Consider the following 18,580-nt stretch of genomic DNA (forward strand, 5'->3'; position numbering starts at 1 on the left):
GAAAGAGGGCGGCAGACAGGGGCAGCCGTGGCCTGGTAGATCGGGAAGGGTGTGGCATGGACGCGGAGTCATGCGGTCTAGGGCCATACCTGGCGACGAAAACAGCGAGGGGGGAGCGGCTGAGGCCAGGGGCAGCTATGCGGCAAGATGCCTATGCCACATATGAGTGTGTCGCAGGGCTTCGAGATGCAGCTGAGACAGGCTGAGCGCATTGCACGAGCATGGCATTCGCGTCGCGCAGCAGCACTGCACGGCCTGCGATTGAGTACGTCTCTTGGTCAAACGTGGACAGGATGCCCGCAGGGATGCCGTTCATGAGATCAACGGCGCGCTCCCCTGTCGGCAGCACAATACGAATGGTGCAATGCTCGGGGAAACGCAGATGCCGTGTGCTGTGCAAGGCGAATACCACGGTGACGGCGGGATCTTTCAGCGCCCGACGCAATTCGCCGGCCTTTGGGTCGGTGGACAGCGGATCCATCCATTCGTCGGCGTCGTCGATCAACCACATCGTATGCCGCACGTTTGGCCGATGGCAGCCACGTGCGGCACCCTCATCCGATGCGTCGCCAAGCTGCATGGGGAACGATCTGGCATTTTCCGCCATCCGGAGAATCTGCCCGGCATGCGTACTCCCGTCGGCTCGCAAGTCAGCAATCCGCTGTGACGATTCAGCCCAAATATTCGGCGGCATGCCGTCGTGCTTGCGGTCAGTCCACCGCACCTGCAGCCCGGCCGCTGCATGTGCGAGAGCGCATATCTGCCCGCCAAGCGCGTGCAGCAGCGTCGTTTTGCCGCGGCCTTGAGAACCGATGATCGCGATGTTGCCACGCCCGACGGGCACGCTTGCCACAATCATATCCACGCCGGTGTCGCCAAGGGCGAACGGCACTGCATCACGGGAAACCGTGGGTTCATAACCGAGATGATCGGAGAGTCTGTGCACGCTGCGTGGCAGTGGCGCGCTGAACAGTGCTGGAGAGCTATGCCCGCCTCGGAAGCGTTGGGCCGACTGCGTCGCGAGCACAAGCCGATCGATGTCGTTGGCCGCGGCGCAGCGGATCGCCTGCGCCTGAGCACCGTCATTGCAGTAGGCGATTCCGGGAAGTTCCGGACTGATAGCAGCCGCTTTCGCGCTGCCGAGCAGCTCGTGGGATTGCAGGCCATCGCGCACACGCAGGCATATGTTCAGGCTCATATTGGCCTTCATGTCGGCGCTCACCTGACCTAGCGGATTCTGCGTGCAGGCGATGACATGCATGCCCAAGGACCTGCCGAGCGAGGCAATGCGCGAAAGCCGGCCCACATAATCGGGCAGCTGGCCGCTCAATGCATGGAATTCGTCGACGACGATCACTAGGGATGCCGGGCGTTCGCGCAGGCCAGTGATGTCTCCGGCCCGATGCGAGGCGACGAGTCGTTCACGCCGGGAGAGTTCGTTCTCGACCGCCAGCAGCGCGCGCACGGCATGGTTCAGATCGAGGTCGCACACGCTGCCCACGACATGCGGCAGCGCTTCAAGACGGGCGAATGCCGATCCTCCTTTGAAGTCCAAGAACACGAATTGCACGCGATCAGGCGGATTGGCGAGAGCCAAGGCCAAGCACCAGCTTTGCAGCAGCACCGATTTTCCGGAGCCGGTTGTACCAGCGACTAGCGCATGGGGGCCTTGCCGCTCCAAATCGATGGCAAAGGGCCCGGTTCGGGCCATAGCCATGACTGCGCGCAGTCCAGAAGAACTCAGCCATCCGCGCGATATGGAACGCCAGAGCAGCGGCTCCTCGTCCAAGCCCAGCAGCGTTTCCAAGGACGGGCAGCGAAGGTCTCGCATATCGTCATCGCGCTGGCTCGAATTGGTGGCAGTCGCGCCAGTTGAAGCCACATTGCTTTGCTGCTTGCGAGCCGCACGTTCGGACTTTGCCGTAAGTAGGGATGCCAGAGGAATCATGAGGCCCGGAGTGAACATCAGTGCAAAGAGCCAACGGCGCTCAGCCACGAGCAGGACGAGCATCATGAGCTGGGCGAGCGCCGGCGTACCATATCGCAATAACGACAGTCTTCTATTCGCCTTGGAATCAGTGACTCTGGAATCAGTGGCTGCAGAATCATCGGCATTCGTTGCTCGGCTCGGTTGCGCGTGGCGTTGCCGCACGGAAGCGTTTGCGGCGTGCCGGTGCCGCAGGCCAAAGTCAAATTGCCGTAATGTCATGCCTTTAAGTGTGACGGTGGCGGTCGGGGACATGCAAGCCCGACTTGGTCATGTGGTCGAAGGCTTGCCGGTGGGCGTGTCATGGCGTGTCGAGGAGGCGTATTGCGATCCGTCGTTTGGCTCCCTAGCGGAGCCTTGCTTCGCCTATGTAACACACCGGTGAGATTTACGTTTACCGGCCCAGCACGATGATCTCTGCGTTGCAACGGCGGATCAGTACGTCACGCGACGACCGAATACATCACACCATGCCGTTGGTTGTGAGGCGGTTGCTCGAGAGGCGGTTCGCCGTCTCTCGAGCAACCGCCTCAGCGTCAATTGGCTGAGTCTGCCCGCTGACTCACTTGGCGGTATCGGCCAGCGTGCCGACTGCACCTGGCTCATGCGTGCCGTTGGCGAGCTGGTCGAAGAGGGCGAGGTTCTTGGGTTCGTCGAGCAACACGGAAGAGCCCACGCCGGAGACGTAGTAGCCGGGATTGGTCCAGTACACGCTGCCGGTCACGCCTTCGCTGCCGGTCGCCGCGCGGAATGCCTGGGCCATGGAAATGAGCGTGCCCGGGTTGGTGCCGTCATCTACGCTGATTGAGTCGAGAGCCGCGGAAGCGACCTTTTTGACCGTCCCCGGGCTGGTGAGTATGGCGCGCGAAGAGGCTTTTCCCATGATCGCGCCGATGACCTGGCGCTGCCGCGTGGCGCGTCCGAAATCGCCCTGCGGATCGGAGTATCGCATCCGGGAGAAAGCCAAGGCGGTGTTTCCATCCGCGAGATGGCAGCCGGCCTTCCAGTTGAGCCCGGATTTCTCATCGTTGACCGTCCGATCGTAGCATAGCTGCACGCCGCCGACGGCATCCACCAAGCCCTTGAGACCGCCGAATTGTATCTCCGCCACATGGTCGATGTTGTGCCCGGTAATGGTTTCCACCTGGGTGACGAGCTGTTTCTCGCCTGCCAGTTGGGCGACGGCGTTGATCTTCATAAAGGTGCCGTTGACCTTGACCAGCGAATCGCGGGGAATGGAAATGAGCGAGCTTGGCCCCTTGTTGGGCTTGGTGAGCACTAGGATCGTGTCGGTTCTGAACCCTACCGTGCCATCGTTCGACGTGGTGCCATCGCGTTCGTCCGAACCTAGGATCAGCCACGCGGTGCCGGTGGTATCGTGATGGGCTGTAATCCAGTCCGATTTGTCGAGCTGACTGTCGACCCAGTGCCATGCGCCGAACAGCAATGCCGCCAACAGCGCGAGCAGCATGAGAAATGCGATCAGAACACGATGATGGCGGCGGGGCTCGGCAGCTTCAGCCGTGCCGTTGGAGCCGTTGCCACGTCGTGCTGTGGCGCGGCGCAGAGCCTGCGCTGACGGCTGCACCTGCCCTGCGGCGAAAGAGGGCGCCTTCCGCGGCGCAGAGCCGCCGGAGCGATTCGAGCCGTTCGCATGCCCGCCAGTATGGTTCGAAGAGCCGGAGGAGCGCCGTGCGGCATGCGGTGCCGCGGAGCCCGAGAAAGAGCCCGGGGAGCGTCTTTCCGGTTGGAAGCTCTGCGGGGTTTCCGGATCATTATGCGCGGTCTTGACCGGCTTCTGCCTGGAGTACTGCCGTTTGTCTGACGGCGCGAAATGCAGCGGCATGTCCTTCGACTGGAACGTCGACGACAGAGTCGAGTCGGAGGATGTGGAGAAAGTGTCCTGAGGGGAGCGTCGTTTGCGTGTGGAGGCAGGGACGAAGCTCGGCGGTGTCTTCGGTGTGTCCGCCTCTGCCGGTTCCTGGCCCATACCTGTACCTCATCTCCAACGCGCGAGTCGTATCTACTTCTACTCGGCCTGCCTGCGCCTGCCGATGCCCAGTCTCACTTCTGCGCAGGAACGGCACATACCGTGGCGTTGAGATAACGGTCCGCTATGCCAATGTATTCCATTGTGTGCGGATCGGTGATCGAACCGTCCTTCGGGTTGACGATGCCGCCCGTATTCGGATCGATCAGCGTGCCGTCGGCTTCGGTGATGAGCCCGGTCACGGGATCGGGCGTAGCAGCAGGCGTGGCGCTGGCGGACGAGCTCGATGACGCGGAATCGGATGCCGAAGCGCTTGGTGACGACGAAGAGCCGCCGGTTGCCTTCACCAGCGTCAAGGGCTGCTGATTGCGCAGCTTGGCCCATACCGCGTCGGCCTCAGGTGCCCATACTCTGCGGTTGTGGTCGCTGGGCGCTGGCGTCACAGGGAGGGTCTGGGCATACAGGTGGGTGGGATCCATGTTTTTCAGGCTTATGGCCAGACCGACCAGCGTGGCGATATTGCCCAGACCGTTGCTGAAGTCCAGCGAATGCAGCGCCGCCTTGGCCAACTGGTAGAGCTGGCTGGTCTGCGTGAATAGGTTCTTGCTCATGGACTCATTGAGCAGCTGTTTGATCAGATACTGCTGGCGCGTCGTGCGCATGATATCCGTGCCGTCGGTGCCGGTGCCATGCCGCATGCGGGCATATCTTGTGGCGTTCAAGCCATTGAGATGCTGCATGCCCTTCTTCAGATCCAAGTCGGTGTACTTGTCTTTCGTATCGATGGGCACGCACACGTCGACGCCGCCGACCGCGTCGATCATCCCCTTCAGCCCTTCAAAATCGACGACGATGAATTGCTGCAGATCCAGACCGGTCAGCGCGTTGACAGCGTTGAGCGTGCAGCTCGCCGCCGATGAAAGCCCGTCGCCCCGGTTCCAAGCCGAGGAGAAGATCGAGTTGAACATCGTGTTGTATTGCGCGGGGATCGTACCTTTCGGCGTCGTGCAGCTGGGGATGTCCACCAGCGAATCGCGCGGGATCGAAACCAGATTGATATAGGAGCGATCGGCGCTGATCTGTACCACCATGGTGGTGTCGGCGTTGTGATATCCCTGATCTGCCTTGCCGCCGCCCCCGATGGCTTCGTTGCCCGCGCCGTCGCGCGTATCCTGGCCGAGCAACAGGAAGGATATCGGTTTGCCGGCGTTAGGGTCGACTGGGTCGACGGGCTTTGCATTGGGCTGTGTGACGACCTGTACCACGCGGTATTCGTTGCCCAGATCGATGACCGCCGGAGCGATGGCCGCCGTGAGGAACACCAGCGCCGCCACAAGCACGGTGGCGAGCGTGCCCAGCGCCGTGCGCCGCATGCGATAGTTGCCGCTGTGCCGTGGATGCGTGCCGCGCCAGTTGCTCAGGTCGGGGACCACATGCTTCACATCGCGATGAGAGGTCACGCTGTTGCCTTCCTGCTGGCCGGCGGAAGCTGTGCGCGCATTCCGTCCGGGTGAATACCATTGAACCTCTAGATTGTAAGCCACAAGCTTGGGGAATACTGGGAAACGATGCTGCTGATGCCGAATTGTTTACGAAATCCGCCCGTGGGCATCGATGCCAGTTCCTCGCCGACCTGTGGACGCATCCCGCGTTTGCGTACACTGGACGGTATGAATGCACTGGACGGTACGAACGCAGCAGGCACGGACGAGGCGGATGGCCAGCAGAATCAGGACATCCAGCAGCTGGTGGCGGGGCTCATCGCCAGCCGCCCGTACTCGCATCGGCAGGAGGTCGAACCGACGCTGGCTGCGGTCATCACCGTGGAGGAGGACATGCGCTTTTTCGCGGCGACGCTGCGTGCCGTGCTGGAGCAAAGCATTCTGCCGGGCGTCATTGTCATCGCCGACTGCGCGGGGGGCGTGAGCGCGCCGTTGCAATCGCAATTCGAAGTCATCCCTTCGCCCGCCGGGCTGGTGATGAGCATGCCTGAGGCGAAGACGGTCAGCGTCCGGCTGGTCGGCGTTAGGGATGCCGTCTCGTTCGGCGATGCCGTCTCCATGGCGCTGACTCAAGCCCTACTGGGCAATGATCTTCGTGCAGTGTGGATGCTCCACGATGATGCTCGCCCGGCTGATGCTCGCTGCCTCGAGCAGCTGCTCGAAACATGGCGCAACGCGCCGACCGCGGCGCTGCTCGGGGCCAAGCAACTGGGCTGGGACGGCGTGTCGTTGCACGACGTGGGCGCATATGCCGGTCGGCATCGTATCGAAAGCCTCGTCGTAGACGGCGAACCGGACCAAGAGCAATACGACGGTCGACAGGATGTCTTCGCCGTGTCCTTGGCCGGGGCGCTTGTGCCGATACGAACCTTGCGGGCGTTGGGCGGCATGGATCCTTGGTTCGACAGCTATGGGGAATCCGCCGACTTCTCGCGGCGGGTGTGTCTGAGCGGATCACGCGTGGTCGTGGTTCCCAAGGCGCGCATCGCGCACCGCCGGGCGCGTTTCGAAGGCATACGGTCGAAAGACGGCGTCCCTTTGGACGAGCAATACCCGCAGGACAATGCGCTGTCCGTGATGCTCGCCCGGCAGCGTTACCGTTACACGGACATGAGGCGGGCATGGTGGCTGCCCGCTTGGCTCTGGAGCCTCGTGGCAGTCCTCGGGCAGGCGATACGCCACCTGTTCGCCAAACAGCCGTACGAGGCGTGGTGCGTCTTGCAGCTTCCCTGGCATGCGCTCGCGGACATGCCGGCCATGTGGCGGGCAAGACATCGGGTGCGTTCGCAAAGTGTTATTTCGCTGTCGAAACTGCCGACATTGGCCGCCGATCGCCGCCAACTCGCGCTGTGGCGCGAACGCCGGCAGGCGTTGCAAAGCCAGCGGCGCACCGTACTACTTGATCCGCTCGCTCGGGCGCATTTGCGCCGCCGTGTGATCCGGCGTTTCGGAGCAGCCGCGGCGATGAGCATAGCGGCCTTCGCCGTGCTCGCGGCGCTGCACGGCGACGTGCTCGGGCAGGCGCTTTCGGGCGGCTCCCTGTTCTCCTCGCGTCTTGTCGCCACGCAGGCCGGGTTCGCGCAGCTTGCGCAGGCGGCAACCACACCTTGGCTGTTTGGCGCTTCGACCGGTATTCCGGCCCCGCCGACCCCATGGCTGCTGGTCTGGCTGCTGGCATCCGTTGTCACGCTAGGCCATACGGCGGCGGCTTTGACGTTGCTGTACATGATATCCGCCCCGGCGAGCGCGCTGTCATTCTGGGCGCTGGCCGGCGTCTTCACGCGTTCCGATTCGGTGCGTGTGGTGTGCGGATTGCTGTGGTTCTCGGTTGGTGTGGCGCTGGGTCTATATGGCGATGCTGACCTCGCCATGCTCACGGTGATGATAGCGTTGCCGGCCGCTTTCGCCTTCGTGTTCCGCGCTGTGGGCATGTATCACACAGAGGAGCCGAAACGGCCTCATTCCTCGGTGCAGGCCGCAGCCTGCGCAGCACTGTGCTTCGTCGCAGTCGTCGCCGCGCAACCGCAGCTGCTACTGCCGCTGATCGCCGCATTCCTTGTGTTCCTGCTGCTCATCCCTCGCCATCGCGCCAGGCTGCTGCTGATCCCGTTCCCCGCGGCCTTCGCAGTGGCCCCTACGGTCGTCAATTCGCTGCGCTACGCGCATGAAGGTTTTTGGCGGCAGCTGTTCGGCGATATCATGATTCCTCCGACGGACGCGAATGGCGTGGCCCGCGCGCCGCGCGCGATGAGATTCATTGATATCGCCGCTTCCGCTTTCGGTGTGCGCATGCCGGCGGATCTGCGCGGCTTGGGCATGCTGAATTGGCTTGACGCCGCCGCTTTGATCATGCTGTCAGTGGTCGCTCTGCTGGCGATCGCTTCGTTGCTGCTGCCTTTTGCGCTGCGCGTTTCACGTATGATGTGGGTGGTCGCGGTGCTGGGCATGCTGCTTTCGATGGTTTCGGTCCGTGTCGTCGTCGCGCTGGGCCCGGACGGGCCTGTAGCCGGTTCGCCGATCCCTGGATTCGTGCTGACGCTGTTCGCTTTGCTGTGCTGCGTATGCCAGCTCGCGGGAGGTGCAGTCGCACGCTATCGTCCTTTGCTGCCGACTCGTGGTACAGCTGCTGGGCGCGCTGCGAATGCAGCGGATGGCGTGTGGTCCGGGCACCGCCATGCTGCGGCGATTGCCGCGCGATTCGCCCGATCTGCGCTGGTCACGTTGCTGGCTGCTGGGGCCGTAGCTTGGCTCGCGACCGGGGCATTGCGCGCCGACGCCCATGATGTGCAGGTGAGCGAAGGAGGCTTGCCTATGGTCGCAATAGACTATCTGGACAAGGAACCGGGCCGCCGCATTCTTGCCTTGTATGTCGATGCGGCTGGCAGCGTGTCCTACAATGTGTTGAGAACAGGCCGGGGAGATCTTGTAGATTCCTCGCCCGCGCAGCGCGCGCAGGAGGTTTCGGGCAAAGACGATCCCCATGATGCGACGCTGGCGGAGATGAGCGCGCGACTGCTGGTCGATACCGATGCCGGCGCCATCGCCGAACTCGGCCAGCTGGGCTTCGGCGGTATCTATGTGTCGACTGGTTCCAGCGCGCATCAGCGCGATCTTTCCCAGACATTGATCTCGAACATCACGGCGTCGGACGGAGTGCAGCCGGTCGTCTCCAACGATGCGGGAGCCTATTACCGTTTCACGGCGCTCGGCCCCGATTCGCGTGGCATCGACACTGCGCGGCAGCAGGCCATCCAGCATGGCGCGTGGCGGCATGCTTGGCTTTGGAGCGCTGCGGTGCTGCTTGGGCTTTACTGTTTGGTGGCCGTGCCGCGCGCCGGGCGAGAACTGGGGGATGAGGTATGAACGATATGAACGAGGAAGGCGCCACCAGCACCCGGCGTTCACAGCGCTTGAGGGCCGAGCGCATTCGCCGCATCCTCGCCGGTCTTGTCACCATGGCTCTGCTCGTCGCCGCGTTCTTGGCGCTGAGCGTGCTGCGGCTCGCCCCATGGCTGGAGGACAGCGCTGAAGCGGCAGCCGGTGCGCGCGAATATGCCGTCTCGCAGACGCAGACCACCGCATACTGTCCGGCGCGCATGACCCTGCCGGATGCCGGCTCCTACGGCGACAGCGCATACCAGTCTTCGCAGGGCGATATCGCTTCGGCCGCGCGCTATGCCGCTTTCGGATCGGTGCTGCAGGCGCAGGTCTCCTCCTTGGACGGCAATGCGGATAATGATCAGATCCTGGAGGATGCCGATCTGCAGGACCAGGCGAATGTGAAAGTGGCTTCGGGGAATGCGGATCATGGCGCCCGGCTGTTCGACGAACACTTGTTGAAAGCGGCGACCGGCTCAGGCTCTGCCGGGTCCGTCGCCTCGTGGGCGACGACCGGGGACCTCAAAGGGCTGTCCGCTGCATCCTGCGTGCGAACCGGGCTGTCGCACTCCTTCCTGCTGCCGGCGACGCACACGGGGATCACTCAGCAGCTGGTTGTGGCCAATCCCTCGGCCAAGGCCACCTCGCTGCAGCTTGATGTGCGGGGCACGGAGCACGCCGGCACGCTGACGCTTTCGACCGGCCGGACGCTCAGCGTCGCTGCACATGGGCAGGTCACGCTTGATCTTTCCGCTGCTGCCCCCCGGCAAGATGGACTGTTCGTCACCGTTTCGAGCAAAGAGACGCCCATTGCCGCCGTGGTGCGTGTGGTGAGCATGGAAGGCCTGACATCGAAAGGCTCGGATTTCGCCGTGCCGGTCGTCGCATCGCGTTCGACCGTGCTGGACGGGCTGGAATCGGGCGACAAAGTTACTGTGTTCGCCTACAGCCGCAAGGCCACTGCGCTGAAGTTGCAGTGGCTGAGTCCTGCGGGCGTCACGGCTGCGGGCTCATGGAAGCTGGATGGTGGCAAGGTCGCGGTCATCACGCCTTCCGATATGCCGTCGAATGCCACATCGCTCGTGGCTGCAGCCAACGGCGCGACGGCGGTTCAGGCGATGGCCGCGAATACCGTGCGGGGCGGTTCGGCCGATTTCGCCTTCCTCGGGTCCCAGCCTGGCGCAACATCTTCGGCGGTTGCGATGCCGGACAAGGTCCAGGGCCGGATCACGCTGAGCAATCCGGATACCCGTGTGCACACGGCCACGATGATCTCCTATGATGGCTCAGGCCGGCAGCTGGACAGCAGGAAGCTCGAGCTCGGTGCCGAGACGGCATTGAATCTCGATGCCAGCGATCTCGGCGGGGATGCTCGTCTACTGGTCCTGAATGATGCTCAAGGGCTGCATTGGGGCGTGCGACTCTCGCAGCGCGATGTGGACGACGCCAAGCTGGCTGGGGTGGCCACACTTTCGCCGCAGCCGCTCGAGCCGCAGCATGCGCGCGTGCGTGTCATCCGCGACCCGCGCATCGTGCGCTGATGACTGTGTTCCCATGACTATGCGCTGCAATGGGGGCGCCACGATTACATTCCGCAGTTACATTCCCCAGTCGGGATCGATTTCCTCGGGCCTGCGGCCGTAGAGCTCTGCCAAACGCGAGACGAGTTCGTCGCGGATGGCCCATTGCAGCTCCATGCGGTCATCCGCCTGCATCTGCAGCGCCATGCGATACAGCACGATCCGCGCAGGAGTGCCGTGGCCGGCCGCGAAGCTTTGCGAAGTCGTGTCCGAACCGCTCTGCCAGTCGACCGGTTGAGGCGGGGGAACGTCTTCGACGGCGAACTGCACTGTCTGGACCAGCTGCGGCCACGCCGCGGCGAGCCGTTTGATTTGCGCGGCCACCATATCGTCGAATTGGCCGCTGCTGGTACGATACTGCGGCAACCGCACGCCGAACATGGGAGTGCGGACGCCCCGGCCATGGCGGTTTCGATAGACACGGGATTTCCAAGGTGCGCGCGACATGTCATTCACGATAGGCCAAGGCGGGGGCAATGCGCTAGGATACTGGGGAGTCGGAACGCTGATTGAATCGGCTGGGAATATCGGAGGTATGCCATGGATGTCTGCCACGTGCCTGTATGGACCGAACTCGATATGGACGCGGTGGGGGCCAAGGCGGGAATCATCGCCTTCGATCTTGACAACACGCTCGCGCGTTCGAAGCAGCCTATGAAGGCGGACATGGCGCGTTGCATCTCGATGCTGACCCGCTTGCGGCCTTTGGCCATCATTACCGGTGGGCGCTTTGAACTGGTGAAAAGCCAAGTGCTCAACGAACTGGATGATACGGCGTGCCGTGAAAACATGCATCTCATGCCCACCAGCGGCACCCGGTACTATCGCTGGAACGGCGCTGCATGGCATTGCGAATACGCCCATGACCTCGATCCTGCGGAGCGGCGTGCCGTCGTCGCCTCGTTCGAACGGCATGCCCGGGAACAGGGGCTGTGGTTCGAACATCCATGGGGACGGCGCGTCGAGGACCGCGGCAGCCAGATAACTTTTTCCGCGCTTGGGCAGGAGGCGCCGATCGAGCAGAAGGAAACCTGGGATCCCGACAACTCGAAGAAAAATTGTCTCGCCGCCGCCGTCGGGGCCGACTTCCCACATCTCGCAGTGCATTCGGGCGGCTCGACCAGCGTCGACGTGTCGCGACGCGGCGTGGACAAAGCTTATGCGGTCCGCGAGCTGAGCGCGATGACGAGCGTGCCCGTCGGCCGCGTCGTCTACGTCGGCGATCGCATGGATCCCGACGGCAACGATTACCCGGCCGCCCTTGCGGGCACGATCGCCATTCGCGTTTCCGGCCCGCATGACACGCTCGAGGTCTGCAAGGAGTTGATCGCACGGCTGTCCTGAATTATGCGACCGATCGGATGACGAGACCCGACCGGATTGCATCTCTGCGCCGAGCGATGACCACGCCGCAATGCGCATTCGTCATTGACTGGCTGCTCCCCGCATCGTTCGGCGTGTCGCAGGGCCGGGCCTTCGACCACATGACCCTGACCGCGATGCGGCGCGGATGCTGGCGAACGTAGAATCGCGCCATGAACGCTACACGCTCCATGGAGAACCCCGGAACGACTGCAGGACTGGATTCGCCATCGGTATTCCCGATGCCTGCCGTTGCAGCCATCGCCGGGAACTTCTGCCGAAGTCTGCTTGATGCCGTGCTGCCGCGCGGCTGCGCCGGCTGCGAGAGGCCAGACGCCGTGCTGTGTCCCGAATGCCGAAAACTGCTGTCACGGCCTTGCCGATGCGAGCTGCGTGGCTCGTCGACGGGGTTCTCCTATGCCTGTGGCGCATACAGCGATGCGCTCCGGCAGGCGATCTTGGCATGGAAGGACCACGGGGATGAGGAATGCACAGGGCCTTTCGCCCAGGCGCTCGCTGGGCTGGCTCTGCTCATCGGTGTACGGCAGGCTGCGGGCGGCGGCGCTGTCCTCATCGTGCCCGTGCCTTCCTCGCCGCGTTCGGTATTTCAGCGCGGACGATGGCATATGCTGCAGCTTGTCAAGCGGATGTCGCGGCTGCTGCGCGGCTACGACATCGACTCGAGCGCCGCGCCGGTCCTGACGATGCGCGGCGTGAAAGGCAAATCAGTGGAAATGCGAGGTCTGTCGCAGCGAGCGGGCAGGGTCGGCGGGCATATGGCATTGCGGCGGGGCTCCGACATAGCGGGAGCGTTGGTGATTCTGGTCGACGACATCGTCACCACTGGCTCCACGATGCGCCAATGCGTCGGCGCGTTGCGAGCCGGCGGGGCGACAGTGCTTACTGCACTCGCCTTGGCCCAAGCGGGCGATATGTGGCTGCCGACACGTCTGCTGGATTCGCCTGAGGCATTCATCTGAGGCATTCACTTGAGTTCGTATGCGCACCGTGCACGCACCCGACAATTTCCCTGAGGCGGGTTTCAGAGGACCAGCCCGCAATCCATCTGGCGCGCGCGTATCGCCCGGCGAATCTCCACCCTGCGAGCAGCCGTGTGGCTCATATTCGCTGGTGCCTCACCTACCGGCGTCCCGATCAGGCAAGTCGGCGGCCTTTCTGCGGATGGAAGCTGCCGGTAACCACGCCCCAGATTGCCAGATCCTCGTCGGGCGCAGGATGGAAGTCGGGATACTCCGGATTCTCAGCGTGCAGCACCGGGCTGGCATCATGCAGCCACAGCCGTTTCACAGTGAGTTCGCCGCCGAGCAAGGCGACTACCACATCGCCGTGCCGTGCTTCGAGTGCGCGATCGACCACCAGCAGGTCACCGTCCCAAATGCCTGCGTTCTGCATCGAATCGCCCGCCACCGTGACAATGTAAGTTGCGGCCGGGTGCGCGGTCACCTGCTCGTCGAAGCTGAAACCATCGATGAAATCATCTTGGGCGGGGGATGGAAACCCTGCATGTATCGATTCCAAAGCCATCGGCAGCGGTGCCGGACGACGATGCATGCGGCGTACGGATATCGCAGTGCAGCGCCCACGCCAGTGCTGCAGTGCGGCGCTGCGTCCGGGTGATGCGAACGCGGCGCCTGTGGGCTTCGCGCTGCGGGCAAACGTCGTCGGGGCGTCCATCTTCCCTCCTTCGTTGTCGAACATATGTTCGAATCAGTATGGGACACGACCCCGACAACGCAGCATCCGTCTGATCACCCTGTGCAGCGCGGTGAAGCCGCGAGAAGGCACGGGCACGGGCCGAAGCGCCATGCGAAATTATCCGGTTTCGTGACGCCTCTGCCAAGAGTGAGGCGCAGGGGGATCGAATGCAAACTGGCCGCACCTTCAACGGACGATTGATCTATTGGGCGACGTGGTACTTGGGCAGGACGATCTCGAAATTGGCTCCGCGCATGTCATTGACGACTTTGACGGTGCCGCCGTGCAATTGGGCCGCCCAGCGGGCGATGGAAAGCCCTAGGCCGGTGCCTCCCGATTCGGTGCCAGGCCCGGTTTTGCCTTTGACGAAGCGGCGGAAGATGTCGGAGCGCGCTTCGTCGGGGATCTGGGAGCCGAAGTTCACCACATTCGTCACGACAGTGCCCTGTTCCTTGTCGTCGCGCGCCTCGATCAGCACCGAGGTATCGTCGGCGGAATGCTTGAGCGCATTGGAGATGATATTGGTGAACAGCTGGCGCAGCCGATCCTGATCGCCTTCGAGCATGATTCCCGGTTCAATATGCACCTCGATGTCGTGGGCATGCCCGGCGTCCGCGATCTCGAGCGGCTCGAGCGTCTCGTCGATGAACTCGGCGAAATCGAAACGTTCGACCTGCAGGCTTGCCGCCCCTGCTTCCATGCGCGAAAGGTCGAGCAGGAAGGCGATGAGGTCTGATAGCCGATGCGTCTGGTCGAGGATACGTTCGAGATTCGCCGGCGTCGGCTCGACTACGTTGTCTGCGAGGTTCTCGAGCATCGCCTGCAAAGCGGAGACCGGCGTGCGCAGCTCGTGGCTGACGTTGGCGATCATGTCGGAGCGCATCTGGTCGGCGTGCTGGAGTTCTTCGGCCATTTCGTTGAACGAACGGGCCAGCTGCCCGATCTCGTCGTTGCTGTCGGTGCCGATGCTCACGCGCACTGAATAATCGCCGTCCGCCATGCCTTCGGCTGCATCGCGCATCTGGCGCAGGGGCGCGATCATGCCGCGCGAGAAGAAATAGGTGATGCCTAGCGCCACGACGAGCGTCAGCGGCATCGCGATCCAGCCGCTCCAGCCGAATTTGAGCAGAAACCATGCCATCACGAAGGCGATGGCGGTCGAGATGACGATGAGAACGCTGAGCTCGGTTTTCAGCGAGGCAAAGAAGCCTATCGGACGTTGGGAAGAGAGCTTGGCGCTCCGGCGCCTCGAAGATGGCACGGAATCATGCTGATTTCCCGGCATGGCCTACCGTTCGTCCGCATCGTCGTCTTGCGGCGGCTCGAAGGCGTATCCAACGCCGTGAGCGGTGCGAATCATGGCGGAGCCGAGCTTGTGACGCAACGCCTTGACATGCGAGTCGACGGTGCGTGTACCCGAAGCGTCAGGCCAATCCCACACCTCTTCAAGCAGCTTCTCGCGTTTGAAGACCGATTTGGGTTTACGGGCCAGGGTGGCGAGCAAGTCGAATTCGGTGGGCGTCAGATGCACCTGTTCGCCTTCGAAGGTGACGATGCGCTGGCGCGGGTCGATGACGAGCGAGCCGAAGTCGAGCACCTTCTCGTTCTCGAGGTTCTTGGCGATGATCGTGGCGCGCTCCACGCGCCGCAACAGCGCCTCGCACCGGGCGATCAGTTCGCGCGGAGAGAACGGCTTGGTCATGTAGTCGTCCGCGCCGGCGCCAAGGCCCATGACCTTGTCGGATTCGGCGTCGCGGGCGGTGAGCATGAGCACCGGCACTGGCCGTTCGGCCACGATGCGTTTGGTTGCCTCGATGCCATCCATCACCGGCAGCATGATGTCCATGATGACCAGATCGGGCTTCAGCTGGCCTGCTGCGCGCACTGCACTGGCGCCATCGGAGGCTACTCGTGCGGTCCATCCTTTCGCCGTTATGCGCTGCGCTATCGCAGTGGCCAGATCCGGCTCGTCCTCGACGACTAGGATCGTGCGGGGAGTTGTCTGATGTGCCGACGTGTTGAGCATGCGGGACCGCCTTTCAGTATTCTGGTTCCAAGAATACCGCGCCCAGCGCCGGAACGGTGAGTTTCGCCGACCAACCGCGCGAATGGTATTCGCCGGGCTGCGCTTCGAAGCTGTCGTTGTGGATGCCTGATCCGCCGTATTCCTCGGCGTCGGTGGTGAGCACCTCATGCCAGCGCCCGCCTTGCGGCAGCGGCACCTGATAGTCCTGCCATGCCTGCCCGGAGAAGTTGACGACGACCACCAGCTGCTCGCCCTTCGAGCCCACGCGCATGAAGCTGAGCGCATTGTGGTCGGCATCGTCGCTGGTGAGCCATTGGAAGCCGTCCGGTGTGAAGTCCTGGCTCCACAGCGCGGGGGAGCGCTTGTACAGCGCGTTCAGATCGGCGACCAGCCGCTGCACGCCGCGATGCTCCTGCCAGTCGAGCGAGCTCCAATCGAGAGAGCCTTCCTGGCTCCATTCGCCGACCTGCGCGATCTCGTTGCCCATGAACGTCAGGTTCTTGCCGGGGTGCGCCCACTGGTAGGCGAAGAGCGCGCGCACGCCCGCGTAACGCTGCCATTCGTCACCCGGCATCTTGCCATAGACCGAGCCCTTGCCATAGACGACTTCGTCATGGCTGATCGGCAGCACATAATGCTCCGAATAGGCATAAACAAGCGAGAATGTGATTTCACCGTGATGCCAGCGGCGGTTGATCGGCTCCTCGTGCAGGTACTGCAGCGTGTCGTGCATCCAGCCCATATTCCATTTGAGGCCGAATCCCAGCCCGCCCGCATCGGTCGGCGCGGTGATGCCGGGGTAGGCGGTGGATTCCTCGGCGATCATCATGATGCCGGGATTGTTCTTGTACGCCGTTGCATTGGCCTCTTTGAGGAAGTCGATGGCCTCGAGGTTCTCGCGCCCGCCGTAGATGTTCGGCCGCCACTGGCCGTCCTTGCGGCTGTAGTCGAGGTAGAGCATCGAGGAGACGGCGTCTACGCGCAGCGCGTCGATATGGTATTCGTCCAGCCAGAAGCAGGCGTTGGCCACCAGGAAGTTGCGCACTTCGCGCCGGCCGAAGTTGAACACGTAGGTACCCCAGTCGGGGTGATCGCCGCGCAGCGGATCCGGATCTTCATACAGCGGTGTGCCGTCGAAGCGTCCCAGCGCGAAGCTGTCTTTGGGGAAATGGGCCGGGACCCAGTCCATGATGACTCCGATGCCGGCCTCATGCAGCTTTTCGACGAGGTATTTGAAGTCGTCGGGCCCGCCCATGCGTGAATCGACAGCGTAATAACCGGTGACCTGGTAGCCCCACGAGCCGGCGAAGGGATGCTCGGCCAACGGCATGAACTCCACATGCGTGAAGCCCTCCTGGCGCGCGTAGTCGGCCAGGCGGTCGGCCAGTTCGCGATAGGTTTTCAGCCCTCGGTCCCAGCTCATCGCATGCACTTCGTAGATGCTGACCGGTCCCTCGTGCGGGTTGGAGGTGCGACGGCGCCCCATCCATTCCTCGTCGTGCCAGTCATGGGTCGATTCGACGACGACCGAGGCCGTACTGGGAGGAAGCTCGTGGGAGCGCTCCATCGGATCGGCCTTCATGATCCACTCGCCATTGCCGGTGAGGATCTCGTATTTGTAGATGTCGCCGGCCTGCACCCCGGGCACGAATAGCTCCCAGATGCCTGAGGAGCCCAGTTCGCGCATGGCGTGGCGCCGGCCGTCCCAGGAGTTGAAGTTGCCGACGACGCGCACCGCCTGGGCGTTGGGCGCCCAGACGCTGAAGGCGGTGCCGACGAGCGGCTCGCCCGGTGTTCCGTCGGCCGCGCCCATCGGATCGTCGAAGCGGTGCACATGTGCGCCCAGCGCCTCCCACAGGCGTTCGTGGCGGCCCTCGCCGAACAGGTAGATGTCCGTTTCTCCGATCATCGGCAGATAGCGGTACGGGTCGTCCTCGACGACCGTCGAGCCGTCGGGCCATGTGGTGCGGATGCGGTAGTCGGGCACCGACCACGCGCCGTCGGCGCCGCCCAGCGCCGGGGCTACGGCCACGAACACGCCATTGTGCTCGTGGCGCGCCTCGACTTCACCGTGCTGCGTCAGTATCGTCACGGATTTCGCCAACGGCCGAAAGACGCGGAACGTGACCGTACCTGTCTGCACCCCGGAGCCCAAGTGCCCGCCGAGCAAGGCATGGGGATCGTAGTAGTGCGCGTTGCTTACGCTGTCGAGCACGTTTGGGTCAGCGGGCAGCGCCGCAAGATCATCATTGATAATCGGTTCTGTAGCCATGCTCAAAGCATAGCCGCGGTTTGCACTCAATGCAGTGTCGTGTCGCGCGGATGCCCCGCAGAACTGTGCAAATTCCCTGCAGAGCAATGGCCATTTCCGCCACGTCCGGCCCATATGGCATTCTTGACTGAGGTTTATTGCTGTTTTCACGGAGGATTCATGGGGTATAAGGTCGGCGATATGGTCGTCTATCCACGTCACGGCGCTGCAAAGGTCGAAGCCATCAGCGAACGCACGGTGAAAGGCGTAACTCGCGAGTACCTGCAGCTGTCTGTGCTCTCGTCCGACGGGCTGGTCATCAATGTGCCGGTGGAGAACGCCAAGAAGGTCGGCGTGCGCGACATCGTCGACGCGAACGAGGTCGCCAAGGTCTTCGAGATCCTGCGCACGCCGATCGTCGAGAAGGAAATGAACTGGTCGCGCCGCTACAAGCTCAATGTTGAAAAGATCGCGACCGGCGAGGTCAACAAGATCGCCGAAGTAGTGCGCGACTTGGCGCAGCGCGACGTGGACGAGCACGGCCTGTCCGCCGGCGAGAAGCGCATGCTGACCCGGGCCCGCAACATCCTGACCTCCGAGATCGCGCTGTCCGAGAAGATCGACGAAGACGAGGCGCAACGCCTGCTCGACGTGAACCTGGGCTGCGCTGATCCGGAGCCGGGCGACGAGAAGCATCACACTAAGTCTCCTGAAGAGCCGGCGGCCGAGACGCTGATCCGCTTGGAGCGCGAAAGCAAGAAGACGAAGAAGAAGTAGCCGCGACGCAT

13 protein-coding genes are annotated in these 18,580 nt (G+C 63.1%); 5 read left to right on the forward strand and 8 right to left on the reverse strand.

The features are described from left to right. Nucleotides 1-151 precede the first annotated feature (151 nt). From LKG04_RS03250 to LKG04_RS03260, 3 genes are all read right to left on the reverse strand, one after another. Nucleotides 152-2,209: an FtsK/SpoIIIE domain-containing protein gene (locus LKG04_RS03250; protein WP_291760360.1), complete on the reverse strand. Its 2,058-nt coding sequence runs from the start codon at nucleotides 2,207-2,209 to the stop codon at nucleotides 152-154. A 340-nt stretch (nucleotides 2,210-2,549) separates the two neighbouring features. After that, nucleotides 2,550-3,977 (reverse strand): LCP family protein, encoded by a 1,428-nt coding sequence (locus LKG04_RS03255; protein ID WP_291760362.1) that lies wholly within the window; start codon nucleotides 3,975-3,977, stop codon nucleotides 2,550-2,552. A gap of 74 nt (nucleotides 3,978-4,051) precedes the next feature. Next, nucleotides 4,052-5,437 (reverse strand): LCP family protein, encoded by a 1,386-nt coding sequence (locus LKG04_RS03260; RefSeq protein ID WP_291760364.1) that lies wholly within the window; start codon nucleotides 5,435-5,437, stop codon nucleotides 4,052-4,054. A 210-nt stretch (nucleotides 5,438-5,647) separates the two neighbouring features. Between LKG04_RS03260 and LKG04_RS03265 the strand changes: the two genes are divergently transcribed. Both LKG04_RS03265 and LKG04_RS03270 read left to right on the forward strand, forming a co-directional pair. Next, the gene (locus LKG04_RS03265; protein WP_291760367.1) at nucleotides 5,648-8,842 is read left to right on the forward strand and encodes a glycosyltransferase family 2 protein; all 3,195 of its coding nucleotides are present in this window, start codon (nucleotides 5,648-5,650) and stop codon (nucleotides 8,840-8,842) included. Further along, nucleotides 8,839-10,398, forward strand: coding sequence for a DUF5719 family protein (locus LKG04_RS03270; protein ID WP_291760369.1), 1,560 nt, complete (start codon nucleotides 8,839-8,841; stop codon nucleotides 10,396-10,398). Before LKG04_RS03265 ends, LKG04_RS03270 begins: the two co-directional genes overlap by 4 nt. A 57-nt stretch (nucleotides 10,399-10,455) precedes the next feature. On the opposite strand, the gene LKG04_RS03275 is transcribed toward LKG04_RS03270, so the two are convergent. After that, nucleotides 10,456-10,884, reverse strand: a complete 429-nt coding sequence (locus LKG04_RS03275) for a metallopeptidase family protein (protein ID WP_291760374.1) — start codon at nucleotides 10,882-10,884, stop codon at nucleotides 10,456-10,458. 93 nt (nucleotides 10,885-10,977) lie between these two features. On the opposite strand from LKG04_RS03275, the gene LKG04_RS03280 reads away from it, so the two are divergent. Both LKG04_RS03280 and LKG04_RS03285 read left to right on the forward strand, forming a co-directional pair. Continuing rightward, complete coding sequence (locus LKG04_RS03280) at nucleotides 10,978-11,781, forward strand: HAD-IIB family hydrolase (RefSeq protein WP_291760376.1); 804 nt, start codon at nucleotides 10,978-10,980, stop codon at nucleotides 11,779-11,781. A 191-nt stretch (nucleotides 11,782-11,972) separates the two neighbouring features. Next, nucleotides 11,973-12,779 carry a ComF family protein gene (locus tag LKG04_RS03285; protein WP_291760379.1) on the forward strand — a complete coding sequence of 269 codons (807 nt, stop codon included), beginning with the start codon at nucleotides 11,973-11,975 and terminating at the stop codon, nucleotides 12,777-12,779. Between the two features lie 175 nt (nucleotides 12,780-12,954). On the opposite strand, the gene LKG04_RS03290 is transcribed toward LKG04_RS03285, so the two are convergent. The 4 genes from LKG04_RS03290 to glgB form a co-directional block, all read right to left on the reverse strand. Then, on the reverse strand, nucleotides 12,955-13,494 hold the full coding sequence (locus LKG04_RS03290) for a LexA family protein (RefSeq protein WP_291760382.1): 540 nt from the start codon (nucleotides 13,492-13,494) through the stop codon (nucleotides 12,955-12,957). Between the two features lie 223 nt (nucleotides 13,495-13,717). After that, nucleotides 13,718-14,800: a sensor histidine kinase gene (locus tag LKG04_RS03295; protein WP_291763251.1), complete on the reverse strand. Its 1,083-nt coding sequence runs from the start codon at nucleotides 14,798-14,800 to the stop codon at nucleotides 13,718-13,720. Between the two features lie 3 nt (nucleotides 14,801-14,803). Continuing rightward, nucleotides 14,804-15,541, reverse strand: a complete 738-nt coding sequence (locus LKG04_RS03300; protein WP_291760388.1) for a response regulator transcription factor — start codon at nucleotides 15,539-15,541, stop codon at nucleotides 14,804-14,806. 13 nt (nucleotides 15,542-15,554) lie between these two features. Then, nucleotides 15,555-17,813, reverse strand: coding sequence for a 1,4-alpha-glucan branching protein GlgB (gene glgB / locus LKG04_RS03305; RefSeq protein ID WP_291760390.1), 2,259 nt, complete (start codon nucleotides 17,811-17,813; stop codon nucleotides 15,555-15,557). 159 nt (nucleotides 17,814-17,972) lie between these two features. Between glgB and LKG04_RS03310 the strand changes: the two genes are divergently transcribed. Then, nucleotides 17,973-18,569, forward strand: a complete 597-nt coding sequence (locus LKG04_RS03310) for a CarD family transcriptional regulator (protein ID WP_291760392.1) — start codon at nucleotides 17,973-17,975, stop codon at nucleotides 18,567-18,569. Nucleotides 18,570-18,580 lie beyond the last annotated feature (11 nt).

The sequence above is a fragment of the Bifidobacterium sp. genome (assembly GCF_022640935.1).
Classification (GTDB): Bacteria; Actinomycetota; Actinomycetes; order Actinomycetales; family Bifidobacteriaceae; genus Bifidobacterium.

Coding starts and splice junctions, on each gene's coding strand:
- LKG04_RS03250 (WP_291760360.1), bottom strand. CDS start 2,209: ATGACATTACGGCAATTTGACTTTGGCCTGCGGCACCGGCACGCCGCA.
- LKG04_RS03255 (WP_291760362.1), bottom strand. CDS start 3,977: ATGGGCCAGGAACCGGCAGAGGCGGACACACCGAAGACACCGCCGAGC.
- LKG04_RS03265 (WP_291760367.1), top strand. CDS start 5,648: ATGAATGCACTGGACGGTACGAACGCAGCAGGCACGGACGAGGCGGAT.
- LKG04_RS03270 (WP_291760369.1), top strand. CDS start 8,839: ATGAACGATATGAACGAGGAAGGCGCCACCAGCACCCGGCGTTCACAG.
- LKG04_RS03275 (WP_291760374.1), bottom strand. CDS start 10,884: ATGTCGCGCGCACCTTGGAAATCCCGTGTCTATCGAAACCGCCATGGC.
- LKG04_RS03280 (WP_291760376.1), top strand. CDS start 10,978: ATGGATGTCTGCCACGTGCCTGTATGGACCGAACTCGATATGGACGCG.
- LKG04_RS03285 (WP_291760379.1), top strand. CDS start 11,973: ATGAACGCTACACGCTCCATGGAGAACCCCGGAACGACTGCAGGACTG.
- LKG04_RS03290 (WP_291760382.1), bottom strand. CDS start 13,494: ATGGACGCCCCGACGACGTTTGCCCGCAGCGCGAAGCCCACAGGCGCC.
- LKG04_RS03295 (WP_291763251.1), bottom strand. CDS start 14,800: ATGCCGGGAAATCAGCATGATTCCGTGCCATCTTCGAGGCGCCGGAGC.
- LKG04_RS03300 (WP_291760388.1), bottom strand. CDS start 15,541: ATGCTCAACACGTCGGCACATCAGACAACTCCCCGCACGATCCTAGTC.
- glgB (WP_291760390.1), bottom strand. CDS start 17,813: ATGGCTACAGAACCGATTATCAATGATGATCTTGCGGCGCTGCCCGCT.
- LKG04_RS03310 (WP_291760392.1), top strand. CDS start 17,973: ATGGGGTATAAGGTCGGCGATATGGTCGTCTATCCACGTCACGGCGCT.